The 16,612-nt window shown below is 34.0% G+C and carries 16 protein-coding genes; 14 read left to right on the plus strand and 2 right to left on the minus strand.

Annotated elements, in window-relative coordinates; translation table 11 throughout:
* The first annotated feature begins 7 nt into the window (after positions 1-7).
* The 4 genes from DG435_RS05200 (at position 8) to DG435_RS25445 (ending at position 4,790) form a co-directional block, all read left to right on the plus strand.
* Positions 8-745: an outer membrane lipoprotein-sorting protein gene (locus DG435_RS05200; protein ID WP_106792968.1), complete on the plus strand. Its 738-nt coding sequence runs from the start codon at positions 8-10 to the stop codon at positions 743-745.
* A gap of 66 nt (positions 746-811) precedes the next feature.
* Positions 812-3,880, plus strand: coding sequence for an exo-alpha-sialidase (locus tag DG435_RS05205; RefSeq protein WP_106792969.1), 3,069 nt, complete (start codon positions 812-814; stop codon positions 3,878-3,880).
* A 229-nt stretch (positions 3,881-4,109) separates the two neighbouring features.
* Positions 4,110-4,514 carry a glyoxalase gene (locus tag DG435_RS05210; protein WP_106792970.1) on the plus strand — a complete coding sequence of 135 codons (405 nt, stop codon included), beginning with the start codon at positions 4,110-4,112 and terminating at the stop codon, positions 4,512-4,514.
* Positions 4,515-4,625: 111 nt separating this feature from the next.
* Positions 4,626-4,790: a hypothetical protein gene (locus tag DG435_RS25445; protein ID WP_159025606.1), complete on the plus strand. Its 165-nt coding sequence runs from the start codon at positions 4,626-4,628 to the stop codon at positions 4,788-4,790.
* Positions 4,791-4,864: 74 nt separating this feature from the next.
* Here DG435_RS25445 and DG435_RS05215 read toward each other — a convergent pair whose 3' ends face one another.
* Both DG435_RS05215 and DG435_RS05220 read right to left on the minus strand, forming a co-directional pair.
* The gene (locus tag DG435_RS05215) at positions 4,865-5,812 is read right to left on the minus strand and encodes a phosphoribosylaminoimidazolesuccinocarboxamide synthase (RefSeq protein WP_106792971.1); all 948 of its coding nucleotides are present in this window, start codon (positions 5,810-5,812) and stop codon (positions 4,865-4,867) included.
* Between the two features lie 59 nt (positions 5,813-5,871).
* Positions 5,872-6,828 carry a PhoH family protein gene (locus DG435_RS05220; protein ID WP_106792972.1) on the minus strand — a complete coding sequence of 319 codons (957 nt, stop codon included), beginning with the start codon at positions 6,826-6,828 and terminating at the stop codon, positions 5,872-5,874.
* A gap of 264 nt (positions 6,829-7,092) precedes the next feature.
* On the opposite strand from DG435_RS05220, the gene DG435_RS05225 reads away from it, so the two are divergent.
* The 10 genes from DG435_RS05225 to DG435_RS05270 all read left to right on the plus strand — a co-directional run bounded on the left by DG435_RS05225 (position 7,093) and on the right by DG435_RS05270 (position 16,612).
* Positions 7,093-7,923 carry an S-adenosyl-l-methionine hydroxide adenosyltransferase family protein gene (locus tag DG435_RS05225; RefSeq protein WP_106792973.1) on the plus strand — a complete coding sequence of 277 codons (831 nt, stop codon included), beginning with the start codon at positions 7,093-7,095 and terminating at the stop codon, positions 7,921-7,923.
* 66 nt (positions 7,924-7,989) lie between these two features.
* Entirely contained in the window at positions 7,990-8,274 is a 285-nt protein-coding gene (locus DG435_RS05230) for a putative quinol monooxygenase (protein WP_106792974.1), read from the plus strand.
* A 53-nt stretch (positions 8,275-8,327) separates the two neighbouring features.
* Positions 8,328-10,727: a gliding motility-associated ABC transporter substrate-binding protein GldG gene (gene gldG, locus DG435_RS05235; protein WP_106792975.1), complete on the plus strand. Its 2,400-nt coding sequence runs from the start codon at positions 8,328-8,330 to the stop codon at positions 10,725-10,727.
* A gap of 136 nt (positions 10,728-10,863) precedes the next feature.
* Positions 10,864-11,577 carry an ABC transporter ATP-binding protein gene (locus DG435_RS05240; protein ID WP_369871785.1) on the plus strand — a complete coding sequence of 238 codons (714 nt, stop codon included), beginning with the start codon at positions 10,864-10,866 and terminating at the stop codon, positions 11,575-11,577.
* Positions 11,578-11,739: 162 nt separating this feature from the next.
* Positions 11,740-12,810 (plus strand): hypothetical protein, encoded by a 1,071-nt coding sequence (locus DG435_RS05245; RefSeq protein ID WP_159025607.1) that lies wholly within the window; start codon positions 11,740-11,742, stop codon positions 12,808-12,810.
* Positions 12,811-12,925: 115 nt separating this feature from the next.
* Positions 12,926-13,282 (plus strand): MmcQ/YjbR family DNA-binding protein, encoded by a 357-nt coding sequence (locus tag DG435_RS05250; RefSeq protein WP_106792978.1) that lies wholly within the window; start codon positions 12,926-12,928, stop codon positions 13,280-13,282.
* An 82-nt stretch (positions 13,283-13,364) separates the two neighbouring features.
* A complete protein-coding gene (gene rmuC, locus DG435_RS05255) occupies positions 13,365-14,711 on the plus strand; it encodes a DNA recombination protein RmuC (protein ID WP_106792979.1) in 1,347 nt (448 codons plus the stop codon).
* 24 nt (positions 14,712-14,735) lie between these two features.
* On the plus strand, positions 14,736-15,074 hold the full coding sequence (locus DG435_RS05260) for a hypothetical protein (protein ID WP_159025608.1): 339 nt from the start codon (positions 14,736-14,738) through the stop codon (positions 15,072-15,074).
* Positions 15,075-15,084: 10 nt separating this feature from the next.
* Positions 15,085-15,438, plus strand: coding sequence for a hypothetical protein (locus DG435_RS05265; protein WP_106792981.1), 354 nt, complete (start codon positions 15,085-15,087; stop codon positions 15,436-15,438).
* A gap of 13 nt (positions 15,439-15,451) precedes the next feature.
* A complete protein-coding gene (locus DG435_RS05270) occupies positions 15,452-16,612 on the plus strand; it encodes a serine hydrolase (protein WP_106792982.1) in 1,161 nt (386 codons plus the stop codon).

Genomic DNA, 16,612 nt, shown 5'->3' on the forward strand with positions numbered 1-16,612 from the left:
ACAACTAATGAATGCTTTAAAATCTATTACAGTAGCTCTTGTACTAGCTATCTCAACATCATTTTATGCACAAACTGCAGATGAAATAGTTAATAATTACTTCGAAAATACAGGAGGAAAAGAAAATTGGGAAAAACTAGAAGGCATTACTATGAAAGGAGTAATGAAAATGCAAGGGATGGAAATTCCTTTTGAACAAGTTATGATGAAAGATGGGCGCCAGTCTACCACTATTGAATTACAAGGAAACAAGATGATCTGGGCAGCATATGACGGAAAAGTCTCGTGGTCTAGAAATCAGCAAACTATGGAAGCTGAAAAAAGCGACAATGAAGCTACAGAAAACATGAAGAAGCAAATGAAAGATTGGCCTTCTCCATTTTTAAATTATAAAGAAAAAGGATATGCCATAGAACTTATTGGTAATGAAACTGTAGATGGAACCGATACCTTTAAAATAAAGGTAACCAAAGATCCTATCACGGTTAATGGTCAATCACAACCTAATATTTCTCATTACTATTTTGATACCGAAAATTTTGTACCTATTATAATTGAAGAAGAAATTCAGGAAGGTCCAATGAAGGGTCAGAAAATAAAAATGTCTATTAGCGATTATCAGGAAGTAGAAGGATTATATTTCCCATTCTCACAAAGTAGTCAATTCCAAAGTATGGATTTTAAGGAGTTTAATCTCAATCCAGAAGTAGAAACTACATTATTCGCTTTCCCAGAAGGAAAATAAACACAAATCATAATCCCCAAATTAAAAACTTGGGGATTTTTTATTCTAAATTAACAACCAGTAATTATGAACAAACAATTTATAATTGCAAGCTTGGCTATACTCTTTTCCATACACTTGCAAGCACAAGAAGTTGTTCTAAAAGGCAAAGAATTATTCGGAAACCTTGAAGCACGACAAATCGGACCAGCACTCATGAGTGGTCGAATTATAGACTTAGAAAATCACCCTACTAATGATAAAATACTATATGCCGGTACTGCCGGTGGAGGGGTTTGGAAATCCTCGAATGGAGGAGCAAGCTTCTCTTCTGTATTTGATGATCATGCACAATCAATAGGAGTAGTAAAGATTGATCCCAACGATCCAGATAATACCATTTGGGTAGGAACAGGTGAAATATGGACCAGAAACAGTGTTTCTATCGGTGATGGTTTATACAAATCCACAGATGGTGGTGCGAACTGGAAAAAAATGGGGTTTGAAAATTCAGAACGAATTGGTAGTATAGAGATTAACCCAAATAACTCTAATGAAGTCTATGTAGGAGTTTTAGGAGCATTATGGGGAGATAGTGAAGACAGAGGAGTATACAAAACAATAGATGGAGGAAAAACCTGGGAAAAAATACTTTATATTAATGAGAAAACAGGAGTCAATGATCTTATAATGGATCCCAAAGATCCTAATACTCTTTATGCAGCAATGTGGGAATTTAGAAGGACTGCATGGGGATTTAATTCTGGAGGACCTAGTAGCGCACTGTACAAATCCACAGATGCAGGAAAAACATGGAATAAAATCCATAATGGTTTTCCTAAAGGTAATCTGGGTAGATTTGCATTGGCAATAGCCCCTTCAAACTCTAAAATAGTATATGCTGTTGTAGAAAGCAAAGAAGATAAAGGACTATATCGTTCTGATGATGCAGGAGCCAATTGGAAATTATTAAATGGAGATTTTGGCTTAGTCGTGAGACCTTTCTATTTCGCTAGAATAGTTGTCGATCCAAAAAACCCGGATATTCTGGTTAAAGGAGGATTGTTCGGTTCTATCTCTAGAGATGGAGGAAAGACGTTCAAAAACTTGGGGAATATGCATGCAGATATACATGACGTTGTTTTTGACATCAACAATTCAGACAGAATGTATGTAGGAACCGATGGTGGAGTATACAGAAGCTGGGATGGTGGATCAACAATGGATATGGTTGATAATTTACCTATTTCTCAATTCTATCATATTAGTGTAGATAATGAAGAGCCATATAATATTTATGGTGGTCTGCAAGATAATGGTTCCTGGTGGGGACCATCTTCTTCTCCTGGAGGTATAGAAGCTCGCGACTGGAACCGTGTTGGATATGGAGATGGGTTTAGAGTATTAAGACACCCAGCCAAGAATATTATATATTCTGAAATGCAAGGAGCACAAAATGTTTGGAGATATGATGTAGATAAGAATTACACCAAAAATGTTGCTCCTTTACCTATAAAGGGAGAAGCTGATTTACGTTTTAACTGGAACGCTCCAATGGCTGTGAGTAATCATCAACCAGATCGATTTTATATGGGTAGCCAATTCCTTCATGTAAGTGAAGACATGGGCGATAACTGGAAAAAAATATCACCAGACCTAACCACCAATGATCCTGCAAAGCAAGATAAAGAATCAGGAGGTATCTCTACAGATAAATCGGGAGCCGAAACTCACACTACAATTTTTACAATTGCAGAATCCCCAATAGATCAAAAGGTAATTTGGGTAGGAACCGATGATGGTAATGTACAGGTTACACAGGATGGTGGAGCGACCTGGACCAATACAGTAGCTAATATTCTAGGAGTACCAAAAAATACCTGGGTATATCACATAGAAGCTAGTTCACATAATAAAGGGACAGCATATGCTGTGTTTGATGGTCATGCATCGGGAGATATGAATACCTATGTATATAAAACATCAGATTTTGGAAAAACATGGAAATCTCTGGCGACAGATGAGATTATAGGATTTGCAAGAAACATTCAGGAAGATTATGTAAATGAAGATTTACTATACTTAGGTACCGAGTTTGGATTGTTTATATCCATAAATGGGGGTAAAAACTGGTCTCGTTTTACCAATAATATGCCTGCCGCTGCGGTGCATTTTATTGATCTACAGAAAAAAACTAATGATCTGGTATTAGGGACCCACGGTAGAGGTGTTATTATTATTGATGATATCTCTCCTCTAAGGCAAATAAACCAGCAAGTTCTTGTCAAAGATGTTCACTTTTTCGATACCAAACCTTCAATAATCAAAGAAGAAGGTGGTTTTGGTGGCGGAAGCACAGAACTTCAATTTACAGGTGATAATCCAAGCTCTTCTGCAAAAGTTATCTACTACCTTAAAAAGAGACATACTTTTGGAAAAATGACACTATCTATCCAGGATCAAAATGGTAATGAGATAGTAAGCCTTGTTCCCGGAAAAGCTAAAGGGATTAATATAGTAACCTGGAACTTCAGAAAAAAAGGACCTAAAGTAGCTGCTGGAAAAACATTTACCTTTGGTGGATTCACTGCTCCAAGAGTTTCTGCAGGGACTTATAAAATAGTACTCAAAAAAGGAAAGAAACAATATGAAAGTGCGATAACATTATTAAACGATCCCACCTCATTAATTTCAGAAAAAGACAGAATTACTCATAATAAAACGACACAAGAGTTATTTAATGACATGGAAGATCTGGCATATTTGGTTCATAAAATTGATCAAAATATAAAGAAGGCCGAAGCAGTATTAAAAAAAGATCCAGCTTCGCAAAAAATTACTTCTGCCGTTATTAAGGAACTAAATACCTTAAAAGAAACTCTGGTAGTAACCACTGGTGATAATTATGTTGATGAAGCCGAACCACAATTGAGAGAGAAATTATCTGATTTATATGGTGAAGTGGCAGAGCAATTTGAGAAGCCTTCATTTGCTCAATTAGAAAATCAGGAAGTATTAGAAACAAGATTAAATGAAGCCAAAACTGCATACGATAAAATCAATGGTAAGCAGGTAGCTAAACTTAATAAACACCTTGAAAAAACGGGGAACACTCCTGTCAAAATTTTAAGTAAAGAAGAATTCATAAAAAAATAAGCTAAAAAGCATCTTGCTGCATAAAAGCCCTCTATAATAGAGGGCTTTTATTATATATAACTTATTGTTTAGGTAATGTAGCAGAAAAATAAAAAGATTAGATTAGTATAACAAAACATCCCATATAATATATGTAACTCTATTATTGTTTATAAGTCGTTTAAAACTCTAATCACCATCTTGATTTTTGAGCACAACAAATACTTATTTTTAGTAAACCTTCTTTATTATGGAAAACAGGGAATCAAATTTATTGGCAATACGACCACAGTTATTAAATGCAAGAGTTTCTGAAAACATGTCTAATGATGAACAATTTCAGAACAAAACGATTAGGCCTATTATAAAACTACAAGGAGGCTTATTAATCGAAGTATTTAAAAACTACATTAAAAAAAGAAAGAATACTTTCTACGAATTATCCTTAGAAAAACGTTTCGATTTTATTGAGAATGCTATCCAAAAGGACATGAAATTCAGAAATAGTTTAAAAGGAATGATTATAGGCCAATTTACTGTAGAAGAATACCAGGTCTATATGGAAAATTCTTCTGCATTAAACAAACGAATGATGAGTATCGTAAAAGAGCGCCTACAAGATAATATACAATTGTTAGAGTATAAGGTGGCATAATTGATGATTCTTCTTCATATCATAATACACTGTTAATTGTGGTAATGACGTAGTAGAAAACAGGACATTTCATATATCTTTAAAAGTATAATAACTTTTAAAATCTATGTCATGTTAAATAACATTATGAACCTTAATGGTGTCGAGAAATTAAACAGAAAACAACAATTATCTATTAATGGAGGAAGAAAACAATGCATTGATCCCAGAACTGGCTTGTGTACCGATTATGGGCGTCATTGTGCAGAACTCGAATGCATCCTCATAATCGACTAATTCTTGTATTTTATATCAAAAAAAAGCTGTCGTTAATTAACGACAGCTTTTTATAATACGATAATATTGTTTTTCTATTTGCTCAAATATTCTAGTACATTCTCTTCTATCCTTCCTTGTATATCAGAGACATCTTCTTTTATAAAAGATACACCTGTTATATTTTCATATAATTCGATATATCGTTCAGAGACAGAATTAATATATTCATCTGTCATTTCAGGAATCTGTTGGCCTTCTTTACCTTGAAAACCTTTACCAATTAGCCACTGTCTTACGAACTCTTTAGATAATTGTTTCTGTGATTCTCCATTCTCTTGTCGTTCTTCATATCCTTCTTCATAAAAATAGCGAGAAGAATCCGGAGTATGTATTTCATCAATCAATACAATTTTACCATCTTTTGTTTTACCAAACTCATATTTGGTGTCTACAAGGATCAACCCTCTTTTTGCTGCAATCTCTGTTCCTCTTTGAAAAAGTTTACGAGTATAATCCTCTAAGATGAGATAATCTGTTTCAGAAACAATTCCTTTTGATAATATTTCTTCTCTAGAAATATCCTCATCATGCTCTCCATTATCTGCTTTGGTAGAAGGTGTTATGATTGGTTGAGGAAACTTATCATTCTCTTTCATACCATCGGGCATAGATACACCACACAATATTCTTTTATCGGCTTTATATTCTCGAGCTGCATGACCAGAAAGATACCCTCTAATCACCATTTCTACTTTAAAAGGTTGGCATAAATGCCCAACAGCCACATTTGGATCTGGAGTGGCTATTAACCAATTTGGCACCAAATCTTCGGTTTCTTTCATCATCTTGGTTGCAATTTGATTAAGAATCTGCCCCTTAAAAGGAATTCCTCTTGGCATTACTACATCAAATGCTGATAAACGATCAGTTGCAATCATCACCAAAAGTTCATCATTTATACTATATACTTCTCTTACTTTCCCTTTGTATACTGATTTTTGATTAGGAAAATTATAGTTTGTATCTACAATTGTATTCATTACTTAGGTTTCGGGTTTCTGGCTTTAATTTCAATTAGAAACTAAAACCCTAAAACTATTTATCCATTTCTATGTTCTATCTCTTTATAAGCAGCAATTACCTTTTTCACCAATTTATGGCGAATCACATCTTTGTCATCCAGGTAAATCATACCTATCCCCTGTGTGTTTTTAAGCACTAGTAGAGCTTCTTTAAGTCCAGAAGTAACTCTTCTTGGTAAATCTATCTGTCCAGGATCACCTGTAATAATAAATTTAGCATTTTTCCCCATACGCGTCAGAAACATTTTCATCTGTGCATGTGTTGTATTTTGTGCCTCATCAAGGATTACAAAAGCATTATCCAATGTTCTACCTCGCATAAATGCCATAGGTGCGATTTGTATAACTCCTTTTTCTATATAACTATCGAGCTTTTCATTAGGAACCATATCACGTAAAGCGTCGTATAAAGGTTGCATATACGGATCTAGTTTCTCTTTAAGATCTCCCGGTAAAAATCCAAGGTTTTCTCCAGCTTCTACTGCAGGGCGTGTAAGAATAATACGCCTCACCTCTTTTTCTTTTAGTGCCTTAATAGCTAGTGCAACACTGGTATACGTTTTTCCGGTACCTGCTGGACCAATAGCAAAAACCATATCGTTCTTTTTACAAGTCTCTACCAGCTTACGTTGATTAGCAGTCTGGGCCTTAATTAATTTCCCACCTACTCCATGCACTAATGTTTCTCCACTGTTAGGCGATGTTTCATAATCTGCCTTACTCACACTGGTAAGCACACGCTCTATTGCATTCTCATCCAGCTTATTGTATTTGCTAAAATGTTCTAGAAGCATATTAAGACGCATATCAAACTCTTTGAGCATGTCATCGTCTCCATATACTTTTATCTTACTGCCTCTTGCTACAATTTTTAACTTAGGGAAGTACTTTTTTAATAATTGAATATTGCTATTCTGAAGTCCGAAAAACTCTCTCGGATTGATTTCTGTAAGTTCTATAATAAGTTCGTTCAAAAGCTATACGAATTTTAGTATGATTTTTTTTTAGGATTGACTAAGTTTGCTAAAGTTGTTCAAGTTTTTGTCGGGAAAACAAAATAGAAATTTAAAACGAAGCAAAATGTTTATATCATCACTATATGAGTTAGTGATCAAAAAACAGTAAATACGATGGTTTTATCATCATTTTGTTGTCCAAAGAAAAGCTTTGAATAACTTCAAAACAAATTTACATATTTTTAAGTGCTTACAACTAAAAGATATTAACAATTCTTATACATGCCAATAATCACCTTAACTACAGATTTTGGAATCAAAGATCATTTTGTATCTGCGGTTAAAGGAGCTATTTATACAGAATTGCCAGATGCCAAAGTTGTTGATATATCTCATGAAATCTCACCTTTTCATATAACAGAAGCTGCATACATCATACAAAATGCGTATAAAAGTTTTCCAAAAGGAAGTATACATATCATAGGAATCGATAGTGAACTTAATCCAGAAAATAAACATATTGCTGTAGAACTAGACGGTCATTACTTTATATGTGCTAATAATGGACTGGTGTGTTTAATCACATCAGAATTTAATCCAGAGAAGATTGTCGAAATAAATATTCACGATGCTATAGTATCTAATTTTCCTGTCTTGGATGTTTTTGTGGCCGTGGCTTGTCATATTGCCCGAGGTGGTACACTAGAAGTAATTGGAAAAACAATCTCAGAAATCAAAACAATAAAAGGGATTACCCCTATTGTAAATCTTGGGGATAAGCAAATCGTAGGCAGCATTATCTATATCGATAATTATGGTAATTTGGTTACTAACATTACACGTAAGCTTTTTGAGGAAATTGGAAAAGGGCGCAAATTTAAAATTACAGCGCGTACAGCAGTATTCCAAAACGTATATAACCGGTATAGTGATGCTATCAATTTTGATATCGAAAAAAGTAAACGCGAAGAAGATGGTAAAAAATTAGCTGTCTTTAATTCTTCGGGATACTTAGAACTAGCCATCTATAAGAGTAACCCTAAAACTGTAGGGGGAGCCTCCAATCTCTTTGGATTGTACTATAGAGATACGGTAAGCATTAGTTTTGAATAATTAATATCTGAAAAGAAGCGAAAATAAACTGTAAAACCTTGTGGTTATACTTTTGAAAATTAAAAAATGATAATACGAATCGTAAAAATGGGATTCTTACCCGATCAAATTGATGCTTTTTTAGAAAACTTTGAACAGAATAAAGAGAAGATCAGAAATTTTGAAGGATGTAGTCATCTAAAATTATTAAGAGATGCACATCAAACTAATCAATTTTTCACCTATAGTCATTGGGAATCTGAAGAGCATCTCAATAACTACAGAAACTCTGCGTTATTCAAAGGAGTTTGGGCAAATACTAAAAATAAGTTTAGTCAAAGACCAGAAGCATGGAGTGTAATCGAGGTATAAAGTTTATAATACATGACTTCATAAACTTAAAAAAACTTCAATCCTAAAAAACTATGTTTGCATTAATACGAAAAGAAATCAATACCTTTTTCTCCTCTGCTGTAGGGTATTTGGTGATTGCTATATTTTTAATCCTTAACGGACTCTTTTTGTGGGTCTTTAAAGGGCAATTTAATATTCTGGATAGCGGGTTTGCTGATCTCTCACCTTTTTTCCAGATTGCACCATGGATATTGTTATTTCTCATTCCTGCTGTAACCATGAGAAGTTTTGCTGAAGAAAAGAAACAAGGAACTTTGGAGGTATTGATTACAAAACCAATCAAAAACTGGCAATTGGTACTTGGAAAATATCTAGGTACCTTATCCTTAATCCTAATTGCTTTAATCCCTAGCCTTCTTTACATCGTTACTATTTATCAATTAGGAAACCCTATTGGCAATCTCGATATAGGTAGTACTATAGGATCGTACATTGCACTACTATTACTTGCCGCAGCATATACCGCAATGGGTATATTTTCGTCTTCGATTACCAACAATCAAATTGTTGCTTTTTTGATCTCGCTGTTTCTATGTTTCATTTTTTATTTTGGTTTTAGCGGACTCGTAGATTACAACTTGCTAGGAGCAATGAATACTATCGTTGAACAACTAGGAATGCAATTGCATTACGAACGTATGAGTCAGGGTATTTTGGATACCAGAGATATCTTTTATTTTTTAAGTAGTATTCTACTATTTGTGATTCTTACCATTATCGTTCTTGAAAAAGGGGCAATAAAGCAGAAAATCAAACCTATTGGTATTACATTAATCTCTGTCGTTGTTCTATTTTTAATCGGAAACTCATTATATAATCGTTTTGATCTTACCCAGGATAGTCGTTTTACACTTTCTGAAGCTACCAAAAACTTAGTAAAAGAAGCAACGGCTCCTGTTGTTATTGACGTATTGCTAGAAGGAGATTTTCCTTCAGAGTTTAGACGTTTACAATCTGAAACCAAACAAATATTAGAAGAGTTTAATGCTATAAACCCTAATATTCAGCACATTTTCACCAACCCTTTAGAGGAAGAAGGAATACGAGCACAAACAATTACAGAACTACAAAAATTTGGTCTAACCCCAATGGAGGTAAGCGTACAGGAAAACGGGAAAACCGAAATTGAAACTGTAGTTCCCTGGGCTATTCTAAGTTTTCAAAACAGAAGTGTAAAAATTCCTTTAATCAAAAATACCATTGGAGCCACTTCAGAAGAGCGAGTAAACAGTTCTATTCAACAATTAGAATATGCTTTTGCAGATGGGTTAACCAAGTTACTACATCCTAAAAAACACAAAATTGCAGTGCTCAAAGGAAATGGACAATTACCCGATATCAAAATTGCCGATTTTATTAAAACGCTACAAAATTATTACTTTGTCGGAGCATTTACTTTGGATTCGGTAACGAGTAATACGATAAAGACATTACAAGAATTGCAAAAGTTTGATATGATTATCAATGCTAAGCCCACAAAAGCTTTTTCTGAAAAAGAAAAGTATGTACTGGATCAATTTGTAATGAATGGAGGAAAATCATTATGGCTATTAGAATCTGTTACTATGGAAATCGATAGTTTAATGAATCCTGAAGGTTCTTCTGTTGCGATCATGCAGGATCTAAGATTAGGAGATGCTTTATTCTCTTATGGAGTAAGAGTTAATCCCGTTTTGGTAAATGACTTGTACTCTGCACCATTGGTATTAGCTTCTGGACAAGGTAGTGAAACTCAATTCACCCCGTATCCATGGTTTTATGGGTCACTAACCAAAAGTACCAGCAATCACCCTATTGTTAAAAATACAGAATCCGTAAAATTTGAATTTTCAAACCAGATTGACACCTTAAAAAATGGTATCAAAAAGACGATACTACTCACTAGTTCTGACAAATCAAAAATAGAGGGAGTACCCAAAGAAATACGATTAGAAAATATCATTAGAAAAAAACCAGACATTGCTAGTTATAATGAAGGGCCCCAAAGTTTGGCTGTACTTCTCGAAGGAAATTTTAAATCTACCTATAAAGACAGAATAAAACCTTATAAAATTGAAGATCATAAAGATAAGAGTGCTCCTACAAAAATGATCGTTATTGCCGATGGGGATATTATTAAAAACCAAACGCGAAAAGGGCAGCCAATAGAATTAGGTTTTGATCCGACCATGAATTTAAAATATGGAAATAAAGAATTTCTGCTAAACGCAGTAAATTACCTGTTAGATGATTCTGGCCTTATTGAAATTAGAAGTAAAGAGATCAATATTTCATTTCTAAATGTCGAAAAAGTTGTTGAAAACAAAACCCTATGGCAAGTTATCAATATCCTGATTCCTTTACTTATTCTTATGATTTTTGGGTTCTTATTTTCGTTTATCAGAAAGAAAAAGTATCAAAAAACCGTTTAAAATTCTATTCTCTATATTTGATATAGAAAATCTCAAAACTTAAAACCTTAAATCTATTAATCGCGAAACCCTAAATATCGTTCTTAAGACAGAAGACCTCTCTATTGGTTATCGTACCAAAAAGGAGCTTAATGTTATTGCTGCTGATATCAATCTAAAATTGCACGAAGGAGAACTGGTAGGATTAGTAGGTGCCAACGGAATCGGAAAATCTACTTTATTACGTACTTTATCCCGTGTACAACCAGCTCTTCATGGTAAAATCATGTTGTCTGACATAGAACTTCAATCTTATAAATCTGTCGAACTAGCTTCGCAGTTGAGTATTGTTTTAACAGAGCAAATTGCTTCAAAAAACCTTACAGTACAAGAATTGGTAGCCTTAGGTAGACAACCTTATACCAACTGGGTAGGAAAAATGGCAGAAGAAGATATAGAACAAATTCGCAAAGCAATCGAAGTAACACATATTGGTAACTTGGTAGCCAAGAGATGTTTTGAACTTAGTGATGGGCAGTTACAAAAAGTACTTATCGCCCGTGCTATTGCACAGGATACTCCTTTTATTATGCTTGATGAACCTACAACTCACTTAGATGTATATCACAAAGCCTATATCCTTAAACTACTAAAACGTTTGGCCTTTGAGACCAGAAAAACTATTCTTTTTTCTACTCATGAAATCGATTTTGCCATACAATTATGTGATAAAATGATTGTAATGAATGAGGATGGTTTCGAATTTGGAAGACCCAAAGAATTAGTACAATGCCGTGCATTTTCCTCTCTTTTTCCTGAAGACCTGATTCTTTTTGATTCTAAATCCGGGAGATATAAAGTAAGAAACTAAATTCTTGTAAAACACTACTTTTCTCCTACTTCTCTTTGCTTTTAATTACACTTTATCGAATAAATCTGCTTATCAAGGGAAAACTGTAAAAATTTGAAGTTGCTAACCTCGTACAGTTAGTATAGAAAGCTATAATTTTATCCCAAATTATAAATTAAACCTATGAATACCATGTTAAAACTCAAATCAATTGTAACTTTATTAATTATCGTAGCTTTTACATTTAGTTGTAGCTCAGATGATAATCAAGATATATTAACTCCAGACGGAGGAACTTCAGATGCAGAGTTAATTGTAACTGAATCTGGAACAGGCGACAAACGTGCTGTTAGTGTGACTGGTGGTGCCAATGGAGAAAATGTAAAAATCAGAATTAAATTTGAATCTCAATCTAAATCTATGCGACGCCTGTATATTACCCAAAATACAGGAGGTTCTGGAGAAGTTCCTTACCAAATATCTACAACGGGAGTAACAGTAGATAGTAAAAAAGATGGATCTTTAGATTTGGCATCAGATAAAAAAAATGCTTTTGATTTCACCATTGATTTCCCTGCACCAAGTAGTATGGATAATGGTACAATTGTTTATAATATATGGGCTACATCGGGTAGAGGTGATTTTAGAGATGTAACAAAAAGAAATGTTTTTGAAGATAATGCAGTAGGTAGTATAACCGTTAAATTTGGTACAGGAGCTAATAGTAGCTCTGGTATAAAGGTGTATGAAGCTACAATTTTAGCTGCTCCTTTAAAAGACGGTTCGTCTAATACCTTTATATCGGTTTTTGATGGAAAAATTTATAAAATTAATCAAGGGGAGGAATTTGCAGCTCTTTGGGATTTTGGATACTATTATGGTGCTACGCAAAAAGCTTCTTTAGCTTCTACAGTAGACTATCCACAACTTTTCGATACAAACAATGATGGAACACTTGACGCAGGTGTAGCTGGTATCTCGGGTGTTGCAGCAGAAGAATTAAATAATTTCTACATAACTACATCAACTAAAGATTTTGATACAACTACCACTGCTTCGGATTTAGATGATATCTCTATACCTACTACAGAAAGAGTTACCGACCTTGCTATTGGAGATGTATTAGAATTTGTAGATAATTATGGCCGTAAAGGGTTAATAAAAATCAAAGAATTAGTTTCTGGTAATGGAAGCAATGGTAAAATTACATTTGATGTAAAAGTACAAGCACCAACAATAACCATTAAACCATAATTCATCATAAATAGAAAGATCCATAAGGATTTGAAAAGCCTTGAGGTTATCTGTAACAGGATAACCTTTTTTTGTATCAATTTTGTAACTTCACTAAATCAGAGAATACAGAGAAATGAATATAGAAGAATACAGAGAACACTGCATTAGTAAAAAAGGAGTAACCGAATCTTTTCCTTTCGGAAAACTTCCTGACGCTTTAGTTTTTAAGGTATTAGGAAAAATGTTTACAGCTACAGATATATCATCTTTTAAGGCTATAAGTGTGAAATGTAACCCCAATGATGTTGATACTCTTCGAGAAACCTATACCGCCATAGCACCTCCATCCTACATGAGTAAAAAACACTGGAATAAAATACTAATGGATCACTCTATCCCCGATATGCTAATCAAACAATGGATAGATGATTCTTACAGTCTGGTAGTCAAAAAATTACCTGTTCGAGATCGAGATAAACTAAAAGAATAGTAACATTATAAATATGAAAACTTCGAGTACTTCATCCAAATTTTCATTGCTTATCTTTATCTTTGAGTAAACAAAAGATTACATGTCAGAATACACACCGATTATCATTGCCGTTGGGGTAATCATTATATCAATTATTGTAGGTTTTTTTATTGGTAAATATGTAGTTTCATTACAACATAATAGTGAAAAAAGTGCTACTAATGAAAGAGCAAATTTGCTTCAATCTCAGTTCGATGAACTTAAAAATAATACCGAAAAACAACTTTCTGAATTGATTAAAGAACGCGAAGAGATTCGTAGAGAAAAAGATTTTCTAAATACCGAACTTACTCGTCGTAATGCAGAATATGAAAATCTTCAACTTAAAAATGCATCACAAAAAGAAGAAGTAGAAAAACTTCAGGAAAAATTCACCAAAGAATTTGAAAATCTTGCCAATAAAATCCTGGAAGAGAAGTCTAATAAATTTACCGAACAGAATAAAGAGAATATTAAAAATATCCTGAATCCATTACAAGAAAAGATCAATACTTTTGAGAAAAAAGTAGAACAAACTCATAAGGAAAGTATCGATTATCATGCAGCACTACGCCAGCAAATAGTAGGTCTTAAAGACCTTAATGAACAAATGAGCAAGGAGGCAACCAATCTCACCAAAGCACTTAAAGGCGATAGCAAAATGCAAGGTAATTGGGGAGAATTAGTGCTGGAACGTGTATTAGAAAAATCTGGATTAGAGAAAGATAGAGAGTATTTTGTGCAACAAAGTTTTACTCTAGACGACGGACAAAGAGTAATGCCCGATGTAGTGATTTACCTACCAGACAGTAAAAAGATGATTATTGACTCCAAAGTAGCACTTACTGCGTACGAGCGTTATATCAATGAAGAAAATGAAGACTTAAGAGCCACTCATCTCAAAGAACACATCACGTCATTAAAGCGTCATGTAGATCAGCTTTCAGAAAAAAATTATCAAGATTTGTATGATATCGAATCACCCGATTTTATTTTAATGTTTGTTCCTATAGAACCTGCTTTCGCGATAGCAATTAATCAGGATAGCAAATTATACAATCAGGCTTTCGAAAAAAATATAGTTATCGTTACTCCTTCTACTCTTCTGGCCACCCTACGTACGATTGATACCATGTGGAATAATGAAAAACAACAACGCAATGCTATTGAGATTGCACGACAGGCCGGAGCTTTATATGATAAGTTTGAAGGGTTAGTAAAAGATCTTACCGGTGTAGGCAAAAAGATAGATGATGCAAAAAAAGATTATTCTGCTGCAATGAACAAACTGGTAGAAGGTAGAGGAAATCTGATTACAAGTGTCGAAAAACTTAAAAAAATGGGAGCTAAAGCCAAAAAATCATTACCCGAAGCTGTGATTAAAAGAGCCACCGAAGAAAATGAATAATCAACAAAACATAGATCAATAATTATGGTATCAAATTCAAACTTATCAGAAATTATACACAGGATTATTGGAGGGCTGTTTTACATTCTACCCATTCTGGTATTTATAATCCTTACGATGTATTATATGAGCAAAAAGGGAACAACAAAAGAAGGAATCCTTATACTTATCGGTAATATCCTGATCCTGATAGTAGCAATTTTACATCAATTCATCTATAGGTTTGTAGATTCATGGGGATTTGACATATACCTTATTATCAACTCTGGAATAAATACTATTTCATTCATTGGATCCATACTTTTCATAATTGGTTTCTTTATGATGATCCAGAAAATTATTAAAAATAAGGTTTCAGAATAAAAAAACAACTATGGGGCAAGGCATTACAGAAATTATTAAACACATTTTTTTGGGTATTCTAACCTCTATCCCGCAATTAGTTATAGTTATATTATGTATCTATTACATAACCAAAATAGGGTCAAAAACAGAAGCAATATTATTAACCACAGGTAGCATTATATCTTTATTATGTGGTATTTCGAATGTTGTAGGTGCTACATATATTAGTACGTTAGGAGTAGATTCTTATGTAATCTTTATATATGTCGTCCAAGGTTTTTCCTTTTTAGGATCAATTCTTTTTGTAATTGGTTTTTTTATTCTGATAAGAAAAGTAATAAAGAGTAAAGTATTTGCGCCCAATACTAAAACAAGTAATTAAAAGATGTAAACACATGAAATCTATACTTATAAAAATATATTTTCTTGTATTTCTTTTCGGAAACGTTTTTCATATTGCTACTGCACAGCAGGCTTATTTTCCCGAGCGGGGAAACTGGCAAGAAAAAAGTCCTACCGAATTTAAAATAGATGCACAGAAGCTTCAAGAAGCAGTGCAGTTTGCTCAGGATCATGAATATTCGGGATCAAAAGATCTACGTGAAGCCATCGTAAAAGGTTTTGAGCGAGAACCATATCACAAAATCTTGGGGCCTACCAAAAAAAGAGGCGGTCCTGCCGGACTTATCATTAAAAACGGGTACATTATATCGAAATGGGGAGATATAGACAGGGTAGACATGACATTTAGCGTTACCAAAAGTTATTTATCTACTATGGCAGGGTTAGCTGTAGATGATAGGTTGATACATTCTGTTGATGATCACGCTTATACTACCATATGGGATCATACGTTTGATGGAAAGCACAACAAGAAAATTACCTGGAGACACTTACTTACACAATCTTCAGATTGGTCTGGGCAATTATGGGGTGGATATGACTGGGCAGATCGCCCCCCAAAAGAAGGTGATATTGACGATTGGAAATTTAGAAAACTTAATGAACCCGGAACTGTTTTTGAGTACAACGATGTTCGAGTTAACGTATTAGCCTATTCCTTACTAAATGTTTGGAGAAAACCACTGCCACAGGTACTAAAAGAAAAAATAATGAACCCCATTGGTGCATCAACCACATGGAGGTGGTATGGATACAATAACTCATGGGTTGCTATTGATGGTATCAATATGCAGTCTGTAAGTGGTGGTGGTCATTCTGGTGGTGGATTATTCATTAATACATTAGATCATGCCCGGTTTGGATTACTTTTTCTTAACGATGGAAACTGGAACGGAAAACAATTACTATCAAAACAATGGATCAAAGAAGCTATCAAACCCTCACAGGCGAACCCAAACTATGGATTTATGTGGTGGCTTAACCAAAAAGGATCAAGGCATTGGGAAGGACTACCAGAACATTTGTATTATGCCGCAGGTTTTGGTGGTAATTTTATCGTAGTCGACCAAAAACAAAACCTGATAGTAGTTACTCGATGGCTCGAACCCAATCAAATCGATGAATTTATGACCAAAGTATATAACGCTTTCTAA

Source organism: Aquimarina sp. Aq78, from assembly GCF_900299525.1.
GTDB lineage: Bacteria > Bacteroidota > Bacteroidia > Flavobacteriales > Flavobacteriaceae > Aquimarina.